General features: G+C 58.6%; 16 protein-coding genes. 5 read left to right on the top strand and 11 right to left on the bottom strand.

All coding sequences use genetic code 11. The features are described from left to right. Positions 1 to 39: 39 nt before the first annotated feature. Entirely contained in the window at positions 40 to 1350 is a 1311-nt protein-coding gene (locus T3A99_RS02610; protein ID WP_322833905.1) for an OprD family porin, read from the bottom strand. Positions 1351 to 1686: 336 nt separating this feature from the next. Between T3A99_RS02610 and mhpT the strand changes: the two genes are divergently transcribed. Continuing rightward, positions 1687 to 2904 (top strand): 3-(3-hydroxy-phenyl)propionate transporter MhpT, encoded by a 1218-nt coding sequence (mhpT, locus tag T3A99_RS02605; protein ID WP_240539566.1) that lies wholly within the window; start codon positions 1687 to 1689, stop codon positions 2902 to 2904. A gap of 156 nt (positions 2905 to 3060) precedes the next feature. Beyond that, complete coding sequence (locus T3A99_RS02600; RefSeq protein ID WP_047225559.1) at positions 3061 to 3252, top strand: hypothetical protein; 192 nt, start codon at positions 3061 to 3063, stop codon at positions 3250 to 3252. Here T3A99_RS02600 and T3A99_RS02595 read toward each other — a convergent pair. Continuing rightward, positions 3249 to 4205 carry a threonine dehydratase gene (locus tag T3A99_RS02595; RefSeq protein WP_188250740.1) on the bottom strand — a complete coding sequence of 319 codons (957 nt, stop codon included), beginning with the start codon at positions 4203 to 4205 and terminating at the stop codon, positions 3249 to 3251. The genes T3A99_RS02600 and T3A99_RS02595 overlap by 4 nt on opposite strands. 97 nt (positions 4206 to 4302) lie before the next feature. On the opposite strand from T3A99_RS02595, the gene T3A99_RS02590 reads away from it, so the two are divergent. Next, positions 4303 to 5106, top strand: a complete 804-nt coding sequence (locus T3A99_RS02590; RefSeq protein WP_223194323.1) for a helix-turn-helix domain-containing protein — start codon at positions 4303 to 4305, stop codon at positions 5104 to 5106. Here T3A99_RS02590 and T3A99_RS02585 read toward each other — a convergent pair. From T3A99_RS02585 to T3A99_RS02555, 7 genes are all read right to left on the bottom strand, one after another. Further along, positions 5103 to 5987: a universal stress protein gene (locus T3A99_RS02585; RefSeq protein ID WP_160892096.1), complete on the bottom strand. Its 885-nt coding sequence runs from the start codon at positions 5985 to 5987 to the stop codon at positions 5103 to 5105. The genes T3A99_RS02590 and T3A99_RS02585 overlap by 4 nt on opposite strands. A gap of 198 nt (positions 5988 to 6185) precedes the next feature. Beyond that, a complete protein-coding gene (locus tag T3A99_RS02580) occupies positions 6186 to 7088 on the bottom strand; it encodes a universal stress protein (RefSeq protein ID WP_188250739.1) in 903 nt (300 codons plus the stop codon). Between the two features lie 98 nt (positions 7089 to 7186). Continuing rightward, complete coding sequence (locus T3A99_RS02575) at positions 7187 to 7528, bottom strand: hypothetical protein (protein WP_240539567.1); 342 nt, start codon at positions 7526 to 7528, stop codon at positions 7187 to 7189. Positions 7529 to 7877: 349 nt separating this feature from the next. Beyond that, on the bottom strand, positions 7878 to 9131 hold the full coding sequence (locus T3A99_RS02570) for an OprD family porin (RefSeq protein ID WP_188250738.1): 1254 nt from the start codon (positions 9129 to 9131) through the stop codon (positions 7878 to 7880). An 88-nt stretch (positions 9132 to 9219) separates the two neighbouring features. Beyond that, positions 9220 to 10524: a CitMHS family transporter gene (locus T3A99_RS02565; protein ID WP_047225552.1), complete on the bottom strand. Its 1305-nt coding sequence runs from the start codon at positions 10522 to 10524 to the stop codon at positions 9220 to 9222. Between the two features lie 140 nt (positions 10525 to 10664). After that, entirely contained in the window at positions 10665 to 11990 is a 1326-nt protein-coding gene (locus tag T3A99_RS02560) for a dicarboxylate/amino acid:cation symporter (protein WP_188250737.1), read from the bottom strand. 41 nt (positions 11991 to 12031) lie between these two features. Continuing rightward, positions 12032 to 13114, bottom strand: a complete 1083-nt coding sequence (locus T3A99_RS02555; RefSeq protein ID WP_188250736.1) for a 4-oxalomesaconate tautomerase — start codon at positions 13112 to 13114, stop codon at positions 12032 to 12034. 168 nt (positions 13115 to 13282) lie between these two features. Between T3A99_RS02555 and T3A99_RS02550 the strand changes: the two genes are divergently transcribed. Beyond that, positions 13283 to 14173, top strand: coding sequence for a LysR family transcriptional regulator (locus T3A99_RS02550; protein ID WP_047225549.1), 891 nt, complete (start codon positions 13283 to 13285; stop codon positions 14171 to 14173). A 45-nt stretch (positions 14174 to 14218) separates the two neighbouring features. On the opposite strand, the gene T3A99_RS02545 is transcribed toward T3A99_RS02550, so the two are convergent. Continuing rightward, positions 14219 to 15046, bottom strand: coding sequence for an SDR family oxidoreductase (locus T3A99_RS02545; protein WP_076384163.1), 828 nt, complete (start codon positions 15044 to 15046; stop codon positions 14219 to 14221). 111 nt (positions 15047 to 15157) lie between these two features. Between T3A99_RS02545 and T3A99_RS02540 the strand changes: the two genes are divergently transcribed. Further along, positions 15158 to 16054, top strand: a complete 897-nt coding sequence (locus T3A99_RS02540; RefSeq protein WP_047225547.1) for a LysR family transcriptional regulator — start codon at positions 15158 to 15160, stop codon at positions 16052 to 16054. A gap of 110 nt (positions 16055 to 16164) precedes the next feature. Here T3A99_RS02540 and T3A99_RS02535 read toward each other — a convergent pair whose 3' ends face one another. Beyond that, a complete protein-coding gene (locus T3A99_RS02535; protein ID WP_047225546.1) occupies positions 16165 to 16857 on the bottom strand; it encodes a type 1 glutamine amidotransferase domain-containing protein in 693 nt (230 codons plus the stop codon). Positions 16858 to 16998: the final 141 nt, after the last annotated feature.

Raw genomic sequence — 16998 nt, 5'->3', positions numbered from 1 at the left:
CCACGCTTGCGCACTGCTGGTATCCACTCGCCCCACGGCTTACCAGATCGGCACCGTGTAGAGCACCAGGAAGCGGGTCTGGTTTTCATCACGAAATGCCGCGCCGCTCGGGAAGTCGTTGCGATAGATCGACTTGCGCGCCATCAACCCGACATTCTTCAGCGGACCGCTCTGGATCACATACCCCAGCTCCATCTGGAACTCCCGCTCCTTGCGGTCGTCGGCATTGAGCGCCGCCAGTGCGATGTTGTCACCGCGCACGTAACGCAGCCGACTCTTCAGGCCGGGCACCCCGGCGGCGGCGAAGTCATAGTCGTAGATTGCCTGCCAGGTCCGTTCCTTGGCATTGAGAAAGTCCGAGCTCATGGTCAATTCACTCATGCCCATCAACTCAGTGCCTGACACATAAGGCGTCGCTGTGTCGCCGCTGGCGTGCATGTAACCCAGGCTCAGGTGATGCCCGCCGAGGCGATAGCCGAACAGCGCCGACAGGTTGAGGTTATCAACCTTGCCGGCCTTGGCACTGCCATCTTCGTCGCTGAAAAAACTGCGCAGATCAGTGGTCAGCGTGCCCTCGCCTACTTGCATGTTATGCAGCAAGGCCAGGGTGTTCTGCTGGTACAGGTCGGCCACTTCGGCGTGGTAGGCGCGCAGGCTGAGGTCTTTGTTTACCTGATAATCGCCACCGACATAAGCCATGTGCGATGAGGTGGCCGCACCGTTGAAACGCCCGTTCGGCGAAGCGATGCTCATCGACTGGTAGTTAGTGGAGTCACGCCTGTTGATGCGATCGATATAGCCGGTATTGAGCGTCAGTCCGTCAATGTCCTTGGAACTGAGCGTGGTGCCGCGAAAAGTCTGCGGCAGCAACCGCGACGGGCTGGCAAAGGCGAACGGCAGGAAAATCGACACATCGCCGGTCTTCACCGTGGTTTGGGCAAAGCGCATTTTGGCAGTCATGGCCAGGCGCGAATATTCATCCGCCGCGCGCTTGTCGCTGCTGGATACCGGCAGTAATTCGGTGCCGCTGCGGTCCGGTGACGAGTCCAGCTTGACCCCGATCAATGCACGGGCGTCCAGGCCGAAGCCGACAGCGCCCGGGGTAAAACCCGACTCCGCATTCATGATGAAACCCTGAGCCCACTCCCGGGCCGCGGTTTTCGCCCCCTCGTCCTTGTAATCCCGGTCCAGGTAGAAATTGCGTAAGGTCAATGTGCCGCGGCTATCGTCGATGAAACCTTCCGACAGCGCTGGAGTGGCGACCGCACATAAGCCCAACAGGACGAAACCGCGTGCGCAAAGAGGTAAGTCTGAGGTCGTCGCAAGGACGCCCCGGGGTGAATTCGTCATGTCCTATGTCCACTTATTGTTGTTGTTTTTTTGAACGTGATCGCCAGCCATCCAGCCGCGATCTCGGGCCAGAGAGTGGGAAAAGCCGGAGGTGCCGTCAATCCACAATGGCCGATAATCGAACATTAATATTCGTATCTATTTCCAAGAAAAACTAAAAAACACATGACATCCTGTTGATTTTAATAGGTTTATGTCGATGCATTTGGACATTTTCCGTTAGCGTTCACTTTTTAGTTATCTTTGTTAATCTTAATTGCGGCTTGGCATTGCTGGATGCGAGCAAGCCTGCGTGCGCCCGTCAGCACACTCACAAAAACAATAAAGAGGTTTGCCATGGACACTCCATCACGTCGCACGACGCTGACTATTGCCCTGTGTTTTATCGTCGCTCTGATTGAAGGCTTTGACCTGCAAGCTGCCGGCACTGCCGCCGCAGGGTTGCGTCAGACCTTTGCCCTGGACCCGAAAATGATGGGTTGGGTGTTCAGTGCCGGCATCATCGGTTTGCTGCCGGGCGCCTTCTTCGGTGGCTGGATTGCCGATCGCATCGGTCGCAAGAAAATCCTCATCGCAGCGGTGCTGCTGTTTGGCGTGTTCTCGCTCAGCACCGCCTACGTCAGCTCTTTCTCCGGCCTGCTGCTGGTGCGTTTCATGACTGGCCTGGGCCTGGGCGCCGCCCTGCCCAACCTGATCGCCCTGTGTGCCGAAGCCGTGGGAGAGCAACGTCGCGGTACGGCCATCAGCATCATGTATGCCGGCGTGCCATTGGGTGGGGCACTGGCGGCGGTGGTCGCCATGCTGTTTCCCGAACATTGGCAGACGACCTTCATCATCGGCGGCCTTGCCCCATTGCTGGTGGTGCCACTGATGATGGTGCTGCTGCCTGAATCCAACGCCTTTCGCCAACAACAAAACAGCGTCAACCCGACGCGCACTTCAACCGGCCAGGCCTTGTTCGGCGAAGGCCGCGCCAGCGTTACCCTGGCGTTATGGTTGAGCTACTTCTTCACCCTGACCGTGATGTACATGTTGCTCAACTGGCTGCCCTCGTTACTGCTGGAACAAGGTTTCAGCAAACCCCAGGCAGGCCTGGTACAGATGCTCTTCAATATCGGCGGCGCCCTCGGCTCCCTGCTCGGCGGAGTGTTGCTGGATCGCTGCAACGGCATCAAGGTGGTGCTGTTTGTGTACACCGGCTTGCTGGCAGCGCTGGGCGGGGTTGGCCTGTCCGTGGGCATCATCCCCATGGCCATCGCCGGTTTTGCCGCGGGGTTGTTTGTGATGGCTGCGCAACTGGTGCTTTACGCCTTGGCCCCGCCTTCCTACCCAACTTCAGTGCGCGCCACCGGCGTCGGCGCAGCGGTAGCGATCGGTCGTTTGGGCTCGGTGGCCGGGCCTTTGGCGGCCGGGCAGATTCTGGCGGCCGGAGCCGGCACCACCGGTGTCCTGCTGGCCACCTCGCCCGGTTTGGTGATTGCAGCCTTGACGATCATCAGCGTCATTGCCCGCTCGACTTCGTTGAACGTGTCGATGAGTAAGGTCAAGGCCTGAGGCCATCCGAGCGGCGTAGGTAAACAGGTGCTGTTGTGGGGGCTCAAGGTGAAGCTGTTTGAAAGGCGTCAATTCCTGACTTTATCGTCTGCAATAATCTCGAACTCATTCCATACCCCTGCCTCTAATGTGTAGATCAACAGAGGTAACGCGATTATGAACAGCGATAACGGCATCGAATCAGAAGCAACCTCGAGTACCCCGCCGACCGATACGTCTGGCAAACCGGTCGATAAGAATCTTGAGGACAGCGCTACGCCCCCCTCAACTCAAACCAAGGAGCAGGAAGCAGAGGAGCTCAGTCGAAAAATCGCGGAGATCGAGCGCAAGGTGGCTGACGGTCACTAACCGATTACGCCCGCATACACCGATCGATCGACATTGCCACCTGACAGAATCACCCCCACTGTCTCCCCCGCCCGAGCTTCACGTTCCTGAATAAGCGCCGCCAAGGCGGCGGCCCCGGCTCCTTCGGCGAGGTTATGGGTGTCGGTGTAATAGACGCGCATGGCCTCGGCAATTTCCTGTTCGCTGACCGCTACGATCCGTGCGGCCCCGGCTGCGTAGAGGGCAAAAGCTGCGGGGATCGGTTTGCGCACGGCCAGGCCATCGGCGAAGGTATTTGCCGAAGCGGTTTCCTGTATTTCGCCCGCCTCAAAAGATAACTTTGCCGCCGCGGCTTCACGGGACACCACGCCCACCACCTGGGTCTTCAGGCCCAGTGCGTCGCGGGCGGCGATCACGCCACAAATGCCCGATCCGCAGCCAATCGGCACGTAGACGGTATCGAGATGCGGCGCGGCAGTGAACAGTTCCAGGGCGTAAGTGGCCACGCCTTTGACCAGTTCCGTGTGAAACGGTGGCACCAGGAACAGGTCATGCGCTTGCGCCAAACGGGCGGCCTCTTCACGGGCCTCATCAAAATCCCGCCCACACTCAATGACTTCGCCGCCAAAGCCGCGCATGGCAGTGTTCTTTTCCACCGAGTTGCCCTGCGGCACGACAATCAACGCCTTCAAACCCAGCGCGCTCGCCGCCAGCGCCAGGCTCTGGCCATGATTGCCGCGGGTGGCGGTGACGATGCCCTTCGCACCGGGATGTTCACGTTTGAGCCAATGCATGAAGGTGATGCCGCCGCGTATCTTGAAAGCGCCGGTGGGGGTGTGGTTCTCGTGCTTGACCCACACCGTGCAGTCCAGCCGCTGAGCCAGCAAGGGCCAGGCATACTGGGCGGTGGCGGGCATCACCTGGTACACATGGCGAGCCGCCTGTTCAATATCGTCACGAGTCAATCGGTACATGAAGCTATCTCCCTGAGTGGTTAGCCAGTCTAGGCATCGCCGCCGTGGGTCGGCTTTCAAAAAACCGACCTGACTTTTGCGCCGCTTCTTCACTACTATGGCGCTCATGAACCATCAAAACCGCCTACAGCCATCGCCCTTGTCTGAACCGGTCCGCCGTGTCGAGACTGGGTCCTGGGCGATCGAATTGTTGCCCAGCGCCGCTTACTCGACCCGCTATGTGGCGGCCCAGGCCTCCATCGGGTTTGCCTTCGACAGCCAGCGCGGCCTGCACGCCTTGGGCAGCGACCGGGTGCATCCTTTCGAGGCCATGCCCAACGGCCTGGCATTCGTTCCCGCCGGCTGCGACGTGTTCTCCGAGTCGCTCATGGGCGGTGAATACCTGCGCGTAACGCGGACCGACGGTATCCCCCTGAGCGGGGATCACCCATTCAACAATCACATCGATCAACAGGCCATTGACCTCGCGCTGCGAATGCGCGGCGCGCTGTTACGTGCCTGCGTGGAAGATGACTGGGAAACCTGGGCCTTGGCGCTGGCGCAACGGGCAACCGGTGATAGCGCGTTGTCGACACCGGACCAAGGCGCTATCACTCCCCGGCGCATGCGCCTGCTTGATGAGTTTATCGAAGCAAATCTTGAAGGGCCGCTGGGCGTGTCAGCGATGGCAGGTTTGCTGGGGTTGTCCGAAGGATATTTCATGCGGGCCTTCAAGCTCGCCACGGGCAAAAGCCCGCACAGCTACCTGATCGACCGGCGTCTGGCCAAGGCCCGGGCACTGATGCGTGATTCCACCGCCAGGCTGTCGGAAATCGCCCTCGCCTGCGGGTTCAATTCCCAGGCGCACATGGCAACCACGTTCAAGCAACGGCTCGGGGTGAGCCCGATGCAGTTGCGCTAGACCGCCAAAACACTGCAAGGCACCTGATACAAGATATGCTCGGTGGTGCTGCCAAGCAGTTTCTCTCCGCCTGGATCCTGGACTCTGCCCATCACGATGACGTCCATGTGATGTGTGTTGGCAAACTCACTCAGCGCCGCAACCGGGTGTCCCAGAACGAAATGCCTGCGGCCAGGCGGAACGTTGTATCGACTGGCCAGTTTCAGAAACGATTGTTCCAACGCTTTGCGCTGCCATCGGGTCAGCTCCGACAGCGTTAAGCCTGTGTCTGACGCCTGGTAGTCTTGGGATATGTCGTAGGCATACAGCAAGTGCAGTTCAGCATCACACTGTTCGGCGAGACTGCAGGCCTGGCGAATAACGCGATCATTGAGTTCATTTTGTCCAGGCTCGGCCAGCGACGCCTCTACCGCCGCCACGACCTTGCGCGGCAAGGCAGGTCGAACCCCGCCCACCAGATACACCGGTACCGGTGAGTAACGCAGCAGGTGCCAGTCCAACGGGGTGAAAAAAGCACGCTTGAGCACCGACTCATGTTGGATTTCCTTGATCAACAGGTCAGGCTGCAATTCGCTGAAGTGGTCCAGGATGTCCTTTTCCATGTCATCAGCCCACGCCAGCTCGGTGGTCACATCGACCCCTCTGGCATGTAGCTTTTTCGCCTGTTCCCCCAACCAGTCGCGGTGGTCCTGCAGGTAACGCTCGCGTGTCTTTTCACGGTCACCCTCTTCAAGCAGCGACAACAGGTTCAAGGCAGGAATCAACGCCGCTATATGCAAGCGTGCAGCGCTGGCCTTGGCAAGCGCTGCGGCATGGTCGATCACCGGAGAATGGCGCAGGGCCAGGTGGGTGATGAGTAACAGCTGTTGATACCGGCCCATGATCTGCCTCCAGACAGGTGAAACTCAACCTCTGCCACTGCCAGCTACACATTCAGCCGTGACATCTGCGCCGGATCGGGCACCAGCGTCATTTCAGACTGCGCCGTCGGAAGATGCCTGACGTTGATAAATATCAACCGGAGCAAGGCTGCCGTTCTTCACGCCGCCGGCAGGCCACAGCGGCATAGAGGCAGCGGTCTAACCGTATCGTTGGGCCTGCTGCGGCGCTGCGTCGGCTGGCAACTTGATCATCAGGACGCTGCACATGGGGTCTTCGAGTATCCCTTCAGCGGTCAAGCCGATATCAGAGGCCTGCGTATGATGATCGGCCGCACCGATGACCAACAGGTTGTAAGCACTGCGCTGCAGATAAGCATGAATTGCATTCGCCGGAGCGCCGGGAATGAAGTGCCGATGCTGGCTGGCAATACCATGCTGGCTGGCCAAGGCATCGAACGCCTGTACCTGGGCCTCATAGAGGGACAGGTCACCGTGGCTGGCAGCGGCACAGTCGTAAACGCTGATCACGTGCAATGAGGCACCGCAGGCGTTTGCCAAGTGCCTGGCCGCCTCGATGAGCGAATGATTGTCGCGGTTTCCTTTCGCCTGTGACTCCATGTCAACCGCTACCAGAAACTTGCTGGGTGTCTGAATCGGGCCCGGCAACACATAAAGCACGGCAATCGGGCTGACGCTCAAGAGTTCCCAGTCCAGTGCTGACAAACCGCGCTGCGCCAGGCCTGGGCGTTCCTGGATGTCCTTGATGATCAAGTCCGCTTCAACACGCTGCGCATAGGCAACGCATTCGACTGCCGAGGAACTGGCGCATACCAGCTCTGGATGGACATCCACGCCTTTTTCCTGCAGGTGCGCACTTTCACTTTCCAGCCATTTGCGACGCGACGACATTAAGTTATCGCGCACGATGTCGGGCCTCTCGGTGACTGCATGGCCGGGCGGCTCTACACCGTGGGGCTCAGTGAACATCGCCACGTGCAGTGGCACGCCCAGGGCGCGTGCCAGATCGCCGGCATACTCCAATCCGGGAGAGTGAGCTGCCTGAGGGGGGGCAAGAAACAGTAAACGCAATGGATGAGTCATTTCACACCTCGGCATCCGATGATAAAAATGGCGTCCCTGCGCATTCCTGCTTGGGTGGACAGGTGCCGCATAGAGCGGCTTTTTAGTCCTGTTGAACTTCATTCATGGGGCAAGCCCGTGGCCAGTTCGACATTCGGCACCCACAGGGCATCAATGCAGGCCGAAGCGTCCTTCTGCGTCACAGGTTCAAGGGCCAGCGGTTCAAGCAGGCCTCTGTCGACCAATGCCAGACGCATGATTCCGTTTTTGTCGAGAAGCGAACTTGCCAGACATTCACACAAGGAGCGCGGCAGCGCCTCTGGCAGCGGGCCTATATCGGCATTCTCCAGCTCAAGCTCATAACGCTCGGTACAGGTGTCTGCCAGATCCTGCATCGCATGGGTCGCGAAATACGACACCGTGAAATATCCCGAGGTCAGCACCGCCAGAATCGACAGCAAAATGGCTGCCTGACGTTTTCTCGAGCGTGTGCCCCGAAGATGCAAAAACCCGGGCAATGCGGATTTGCTCCGGTCCTGAACCACCTGCGCCCCGCTGATGGGTCTGTTGTTTGTCATGACCGTATCTCTGCCCCATGCTTATCAAAAGAATGGCGCCGATCAACGAATGCCGTTTGATCTGGATCAACCTCGTGCTGCTGTTTGCCATTTTTCTGGCTACAGCAACACGCGGTGGGCGTTCAGGAGTAGACCGTTGCAGGCTTGGTGGCCCTTGCTGGGCCACCCTGCCCGGCCCTGGAAAATCGACGATGACCGCCCACCCCTCCGCCATCAGGCGGGCGACGAACGATCACCAAAGGGCGATATCGTAGGTAAGGTAGATCCGGTTACTGTCCCGTCCCCTCGAGAATTCAGAGCGGTAGACGTAATTGCGCAGCTTCACGCCCAACCCTTTGAAGGACCCTTGCTGCACCACATAAGCCAGTTCAGCATCGCGCTCCCACTCTTTGATGGTGGTGTTGGACTCTCCATCGTCGCCGCTAAGGTAACGCGTGGAGAACGTCAGGCCGGGGACGCCCAGGGTCGCGAAGTTGTAGCCGTAGTTGAGCATCCATGTCTTCTCGTCTTCCTCTACGAACTTGCCTATGCCGGCGTTGCTGAAAGAATAAACGGACGCGCCGCTGATGTAGGGCAGCCCGGCGTCGCCCTTCAGTGTTTGATAGCCGCCGCCTACGGTATGGCCTGCGACAGCGTAAGTCAGCTGGCCGCTGAGCATATGGTTGTCGATTTTACCGCCATAGGCAGAACCGCTATCAACGCTGCGGAAGTAGCGCAGATCACTGGTCAGCACGCCTGGGCCGAGCGGCAGATCATGTTGGACACCCGCAAAGTTCTGCCGATAGAAGTTCTCCAGTTCGCCATGAAAGTAGCTGAGGCGAATCGTCTTGCCCAACTTGTAATCGGCACCGAGGTAACTGAAGTCCCCTGACTTATCGCCACTGTAGCCGTCTGGCACGATGGGCATACTGTCGCTCGAATCTCGCAACTTGAAACGATCAAGATAGCCGCCCGTCAGGCTAAGGTTATCAATGTCGGTGCTAGTGAACTGGCCGCCCTGGTAGGTCTGAGGCAGCAGTCGGGCATCGTTGTAAATGAGCACCGGCGTTTTAGGGAGCAACGTACCGTACTTGACGGTGGTCTTGGCAAATCGAGCCTTGGCGGTCATCCCGAAGCTCGCAAATTCATCGGCGGCACGACCGTCATCATGCACAGGCAGCAGGCCGGTGCCGCTACGACCGCGGCCGGAGTCGAGCTTGACCCCCAGCAGGCCCAAAGCATCAATACCCAAACCGAGGCTGCCGGTCGTGAATCCCGACTGATAATCAAGCAAAAAGCCTTGGCCCCATTCGGTGCGCTCGCTCTTGGCGGTCGTTGCCGCTCGCGCACTCATGCCATGTTCATCGCGGAAATTTTCATTGATGTAAACATTGCGCAATTGCAGCTTGAGTTTGCTGTCGTCGATAAAGCCTTGCGCATTGGCATTGGCCAGCGGCAACAAAGCCAGGAGAGTCAATAAAGCTCCACGGTTATAAACAGAGGTCATATCAAACTACTCATTGTTGTTATTTGGAATGCAGCTGACCGTCCGCCCCACTGGCATGGGGCGTCAGGTGTCAAAGAGGTTTGGAGAATCAGGAGAACAGACTGATTGCCCCAGTCAGCAAGGCCAACGCAGTCACGACCAGGGAAGTGAGCACCGCCCATTTGACGGTGGCTTTCTGGAAGTCGCCCAGATCACGGTCCACCATGCCGACCAGCAGCAGCGTCGAGGCCACCAGCGGACTCATCAGGTGTACCGGTTGGCCGAGAATGGAGGCCCGTGCAATCTCGACCGGATCAATGCCATAGGCCGCTGCGGCGTTGGCCAGGATCGGCACGACACCGAAGTAGTAGGCATCGTTGGACAGTACGAAGGTCAGCGGCATGCTGGTAATGGCAACCACCAACGGGAACAAATGGCCCCAGGATGGCGGGATCCAGTCGACCAGGGTTTGCGCCAGCGCATCGACCATTTTCGTCCCAGAGAAGATCCCGGCGAAGATACCCGCGGCAAACACCAGCAGAACCACGGTCATGGCGTTGCCCGAATGAGCGAGAATTCGTTCTTTCTGAATATCCAGTTGCGGATAGTTGATCATCAACGCCAGGACAAAACCGATCAGGAACAGGATCGCCGAGTGCATGAGGCCCATGACCAGCGCAACCATCACCGCCGTCACCAGCAGCAGGTTGACGTAGGCCAGTTTCGGGCGCTTGTGCGGCGTGTCTTCAATAATCGCCTTGATGTAGCAATTACCCCCACCGCTTTGCAGATGGGTGTTGCCGATGCGCTTGCGTTCGGCACGCCCCAGCAGAAACGCCGTGAACACCACCCACATCGCACCGCCGATCATGGTCGGCAGCAAAGGCACAAAATACTCACCGGCATCCAGGCCCAGCGCTGCGATCGCACGGGTCGCCGGGCCGCCCCAGGGCGTCATGCCGCTCATGATGCTCAACGAGAGCATGGAAATGGTCGCCAGGATCATCGGGTTCATGCCGATGCGCTTGTACAGCGGCAACATCGCTGCACAGGTGATCATGTACGTGGTCGTGCCGTCACCGTCCAGCGCCACCAACAGCGACAGCAGCGCCGTGCCCACGGCGATTTTCATCGGATCACCGTTAACTCGCTTGAGGATCTTGCGGATCAGCGGGTCGAACAGACCGGCATCGATCATCAGGCCGAAAAACAGAATTGCGAACAACAGCAGCGCCGCCGACGGCGCGACCATCTTCAAGCCGTCCAGCATCATCTTGCCGGTGGTACCGCCAAACCCGCCGATCACCGCGAAGACTATTGGCACCACCGTCAGGGCGACGATCGGTGACAAACGTTTGGTCATTATCAGGAAGGTGAAGACCACCACCATGGCCAAGCCAAGTAAAGCGAGCATAAGTCAGATCTCTTGTTGTTATGAGTAGCTTGGCCGACATTCAGGCGCACGCCATCCCACTCGCCAGGCGACACTCGAATGATTGCCTGGCGCAGGTATTCAGGAAGATAACGCGGTGATGTCGGGTCAGCCGTGACCGGTTAGATGTGATTCGCGACCTTTGTGTCGTCCCAGGCGTGCTCCGTTGCCTGGATGTGCCTCGGGGAGGGTTTGCCATCCAGGGTCTGCAACAGCACATCGCGGTCGCAGGCATTCTCCGAGATGGAGATCACCACGGTCGCCACTGCGTTGCTCGCCAGGCTGGTCAGCGCCCGCGCCTCGGACATGAACCGGTCGATCCCGATCAACAGGGCCAAACCGGCCAGAGGAATATCGTGGATGACGGTCAGGGTCGAGGCCAACGCGACAAAGCCGCTGCCGGTAACACCTGCGGCGCCCTTGGAAGACAGCAACATGATCGCCAGCATGGTGATGACCTGGGTCAGCGTCAGGTCGATGTTGCAGGCCTGTGCAATGAAGATGGCCGCCAGCGACAGGTAGATCGCCGTGCCATCGAGGTTGAACGAGTAACCGGTTGGCAGCACCAGCCCCACGACGCCCTTTTTGCAACCCAGGGCCTGGAGCTTTTCCAACATCCGCGGCATCACCGGTTCAGTCGAAGAAGTGCCCAGCACCACCAGGAATTCCTCGCGCAGATAACGCAACAGCTTCCACAAACTGAAGCCGTGTGCACGGCAAATGCTGCCCAACACAACGAAGACGAAGAAGGCGCAAGCGACGTACAGGGTCATGATCAGCTTGGCCAGCGAGCCCAGCGACGTGATGCCGTACTGCCCGACAGTGAAGGCCAAGGCTCCGAAAGCGCCGATCGGAGCAAAACGCATCAGGTAGGAAAATATCTTGAACACCATGTGCGAAGCTGATTCCAGCATATCCAGCACTGGCTTGCCGCGCTCGCCCAAGGACGACAGGGCAAAGCCGCAGAGCACTGCGATAAACAGCACCGGCAGCACCTCGCCTTTATTGAAAGCGCCAATAAAGGTGTCGGGAATGATGTGCATGAAGAAGTCCACCACACTCAGCTTCGCAGCGGAGTCGGTGTATTGCGACAGGCCCTGGGTGCTCAACTGGGTCGGGTCTATGTTCATGCCTGCACCGGGCTTGAACAGGTAGACCGACACAAGGCCAATGATCAGGCTGATCACCGTCAGCGCCAGGAACAGCAGCATGGTCTTGCTCAACAAGCGCCCCAGCGAGCGCTTGTCACTCATGCCGGCGATGCCGGTGACAATCGTGCAGAACACCACCGGCGCGATCATCATCTTGATCAACTTGATGAAAGCATCACCCAGCGGCTTCAAGGCAATCGCCTGTTGCGACCAGAAGTGCCCGACCAGCACGCCCAGCAGCACGGCGCAGATGATCTGGAAGTAGAGCGATTTAACAACTTTCATGGCATCACCCATTTTTAGAATTGTTCTGATGCAAACGACAATGACTGCCTGGACTATCCGGCCAGCCGGTGTGAAGCGGTGGCGTAGACGAAACCTGAGAAAAGCCGGCGGGCGGTGCGCACCACCGAGGCACGAATGGTCTCACCCTTTTCGCCGGTATAGGACAGCACGACATCGATACCGCCGCTTGGGTGCTCAATACGAACCTGCTGCAGACGCGGCTCGCTGATGCCGCCGAGCAACTGCGCCACTACGCTGCCTTCAGTCACGCAAGCGGTAGCCAGACCGATGGAGCCGGTGATCGCCAAGGCGCGATGACAGTTGTGCGGCATGAAATAGCGCACCTGGACCGTCCCGCCCGACTTGGCAGGCGACACCAATACCGGCTTGGGGATGACCTTGTCACTGACATCACCCAGGCCCATGGCCAGGCCGGCTTTGAGTCGCAGGGACTCCAGGCGTTGCAGGAACGCTTTATCGGCGTCCAGTTCAGCGGGGCCTTCATCGCCGCGCTTGCCAAGCTGACTGGCCTCGACGATCAGCATCGGCATCGCCATGTCGATACAGGTCACCGGGATACCATCGATCAGGTCCAGCGATTGCCCCGTCGGGAAGAGCTTGCCGGTCTTGCTGCCAGCCGCATCCAGAAAGGTCAGTTGCACCGGAGCCGCCGTGCCAGGCACGCCGTCGATGGCGGTGTCCCCTTCATAGCTGACCTTGCCCTCAGGGGTTTGCACCTCTGAATTTACGAAGGTCCCGGTATTGAGGTTGCGGATCCGCACGCGGGTCAGATCGCCAGAAGGCTTGACCAGCCCCTGCTCGATGGCGAACGGGCCGACGGCGCACAGCATATTGCCGCAGTTGGGCGCGGTATCGACCCGGCGCTGGGAAACCATGACCTGGACGAACAGATAGTCGACATCCGCGTCCGGGTGCAACGATGGGCTGACGATTGCCACTTTGCTGGTTTGCGGGCTGCCGCCACCGATGCCGTCGATTTCCAGCTCATGGCCGGACCCCATCAGGTTGAGCAGCAGCTCATCACGTTCGGCGATGGCACTGGGCAGGTCCCAGGCAAGAAATACGGGCCCTTTGGAAGTACCACCGCGCATCAGCACACAAGGAATTCGCTGCATGAACACTAACTCTTGTTGATCAATCTGGATAATTGATGTTCTGGACACAAGAGTGGCAGGGTTCTAAAAGTGTTTCCAATGCAAAGATCAGAGCAATTATTGCGTTTCACGAATGAATTAATTTACGATGATTTCCCAGCGCATCGCTCTTGCCCGGTGAGAAAGAACATGGAATACGAGCTTCAGGACATACGATCTTTCGTGAAAATCGCTGAACTAGGCAGTTTTCATGAAGCCGCCGATGCGTTGCATCTCTCTCAACCGGCCCTGAGCCGGCGCATGAAAAAACTCGAGGAAGGCCTGGGGACCGCCTTGCTGGATCGCACCACCCGCAAGGTCAGCCTGACGAGCGTCGGGCGCGATTTCCTGCCCAAGGCGCGGCGCTTGCTGGATGATTTCGACGACTCGATTCTCAATATTCGCGAACTGGCGGAGCGCCAGATCGGTCGGGTGACCTTGGCCTGCATCCCCACCGCGGCCTTCTATTTCCTGCCTTCGGTGATCCGCCTCTATAACGAGCGCTACCCCAAAATCCGCATCCGCCTGCTCGACCTCAGCGCAAACGAAGGGCTCGAGGCGGTACTGCGTGGCGAAGCCGATTTCGGTATCAATATGATGAGTGGCCAGCACCCGGATATCGAGTTCGTGCCATTGGTCAACGAACCTTTCGTTTTAGCTTGTCGACGCGACCATGAACTGGCCAGACGCAGCTCGGTAAGCTGGTCTGAGCTCAGCGATTACCGACTGATCGGTGTCGGTCGTCTCAGCGGCAATCGAATGCTGCTTGACCATGCTTTATCGGGTTTGAGCTGGCGTCCGCAGTGGTTCTACGAAGTGCAGCACTTGTCTACGTCATTGGGGTTGGTCGAGGCCGGCCTCGGGGTGTCGGCCATGCCCAGCCTGGCAATGCCGGCCGAGGATCATCCGACACTGGTCAGCGTGCCGTTGATTGACCCGGTGGTAAATCGATCGCTGGGCCTGGTCTATCGAAGGGGCGCATCGCTCTCCCCGGCCGCGGAAAAATTTGTCTCGATATTGCTTGAACAATGGGAACACTGATTTTTCGGGGTCCATGATCAGGACTGGATGAGAAACGGGCCGATCTCAGTCAACCTCCGTGCTCATTGCAAGCGCTTGATATTGCTCCAGCTCAGCCAGCCGTTGGACCAGGGCATTGCGAACACGCTCGTAAGCCCCGCTGCCTAGCAGTAGACGCCTGGGTGCGGGATCGACGTCGACAATCTCGAGCATGATCCTGGCCATTTTCTGCGGGTCTCCGGTAAGCGGGAAAGTACCCTCGGCGATTGCTTTACGCACTTCACCGGCAGGCGTTTGCTCGTACTCAGCCATCGCGGGCGGACGAACCAGCGCGGCGCCGAAATTAGTTCGTGTCGGGCCCGGCTCTACCAGGGTGAACTCGATCCCAAAAGGCGCAACCTCCAGAGCGACCGACTCAACGAATCCCTCAATGGCCCATTTGCTTGCGTGGTAAAGGCTGAAGTTCGGGTAAGCGAGCTGCCCGCCCTCCGAGGACACTTGAAGAATTCGACCGCCCCCCTGTTTGCGCAGAAACGGTAGGCAGGCACGGATGAGTTGAATAGAACCGAGCAGATTCGTTTGCAACTGCTGGTCGATCTGTTCATCGCTGGCTTCCTCCGCCGCACCAAACAACGCGTAGCCCGCACTGCTCACCACAACATCAATACGTCCTAGCTCGGTGAACGCCTGATGAACCACAGCGCGGATGGCCAATGCGTCGTTTACATCGAGCAACGCTGTCCACAGTTGCTCGCCGTAGCGTGTCTTCAAGTGACTCAAGGCCTGAGGCTTACGCAAAGTAGCCGCCACACGGTCCCCCCGTTCCAGCAATTGTTCGACCACCGCCAGACCAATGCCGGACGAACTTCCAGTCACTAACCAAGTTTTGCTCATGTGCTTGATCTCCGAATGAAGGGTGAGTTGCCATCGATGTGAGACCAAACTACGTCAGCCGGACTGCTGCTACTATGGGGCAGAATTCGGATGAGCTAATGAAATATAGCCATGAATCAATTGCCCCTTTCGCTTGCCGATTTACGCGCGCTGACCCGCATCGTTGCTCATCGCAGCTTTCGTAAAGCGGCCGATGAGTTGGGCCTGTCAGCCTCTACCCTGAGTCATATGATGAAAACGCTGGAGGCCGGTCTTGGGGTGCGTTTGCTGCACCGCACCACGCGCAGCGTTTCACCGACGGCAGCGGGAGAGCGTCTGCTAAGACGACTGGCGCCTGTGTTGCGCGAATTCGAGCTGGCGATTGAGGAAGTCAATGAATACCGGGATCTTCCCAGCGGCACTTTACGGATCAATGCCAGCGAACAGGCCGCGCGCGTTTTGATGAAAGCTGCCCTTCCGATATTCCTGGAACGCTTCCCCCAGATGTCGGTTGACCTCGTGACCGAGGGCCGTCTGATCGATATCGTGGCCGAGGGCTTCGACGCCGGTATCCGTTTAGGTGAAGCGATCCCCCAAGACATGATCGCCGTGCCGATAGGAACGGATACGCGATTTATTACCGTGGCGTCCCCCCAATACCTGAAGACTCATCCTGTCCCCCTTACGCCGGATGATCTGCCAGGACATCAATGCATCTGCATCCGGATGCCCAGTGGTAAACCTTATAGATGGGAATTCTCCAGGAACGGACAATCCTTGGTCATCGAGCCCAAAGGACAGCTAACCCTCGATAATGCCGAAATCATGGTCGATGCAGCCATATCCGGGCTCGGCATCGCTTACGTGCCAGAGCAGACGGTATCGCAACCTTTGGCAGACGCCCGTCTGGTCGAGGTCCTCGCGGATTGGTGCCCCAGGATTCCTGGGCTGTTTCTGTATTATCCGGGGCACCGCTATATCCCATCAGGCTTGCAGGCCTTCATCGAGGTCTTGCGCGAGTCTCATTGATTGTCCGCGACTGTGCATTCGAACATAACGGCATGCGCCCTTGCGAGGTGAACGCGCGACGGCCTCAAGGCCGACGCGTCGGTTGCGATCCGGCCCTTGTTTGAGCTGACTCAAGCCTTCTGCTCTTGCTGCAAGCGCTTGAGCAGCGCGTTGGCGGCGGCTTCGGAAGAAGCCGGGTTCTGGCCGGTGATCAGATGGCCATCCTCGACCACGTAACTCGCCCAGTCTGCCGCCTTTGAATACTCGCCACCTCTGGCTTTGAGCATGTCCTCCACCAGAAATGGCACCACCTGGGTCAATCCCACGGCCTCTTCTTCAGAGTTGGTGAACCCGGTCACTTTCTTGCCCTTGACCACTGGATGGCCATCCGGCGCGTTGACGTTCTTGAGCACCCCAGGCGCGTGACAGACGGCCGCGATGGGTTTATTCGCGGCGTAAAAGGCTTCGAGGAGGGTCTTGGAATCAGTGTCCTCGGCCAGATCCCACAGCGGCCCATGACCTCCGGGATAGAACACGGCATCGAAGTCGTAGGGATCAATTTCGCCCAGCGGCACCGTGTCGGCCAACGCTGCCTGGGCCCGGGTATCGGCGCTGAAGCGGCGAGTGGCGTCCGTTTGGGCCTGTTCCTCGTCGCTCTTGGGGTCCAGCGGCGGTTGCCCTCCCTTTGGTGAGGCGAGCGTAACCGTCACTTTGGCGTCGACAAACACGTAATAGGGCGCGGCGAATTCTTCCAGCCAAAACCCCGTTTTCTTGCCGGTGTCACCCAACTGATCGTGGGACGTCAGGACCATTAGAATGTTCATGTAAACCTATCCTCCAAGTCGGAATGAGCGGCGTATGTTCGCCCTGCATTACGTCAGAGGCCGCGTGGTAGCAGACGTTCAAGTGGGTGAAGCGAATCCTCATGAAACGGTCGTTGATCCCAGTGTTACTCCCACCATCAG

Source organism: Pseudomonas sp. N-137, assembly GCF_034555295.1.
GTDB lineage: Bacteria > Pseudomonadota > Gammaproteobacteria > Pseudomonadales > Pseudomonadaceae > Aquipseudomonas > Aquipseudomonas rhizophila.
This window is presented reverse-complemented; position numbering and strand designations above follow the sequence as displayed.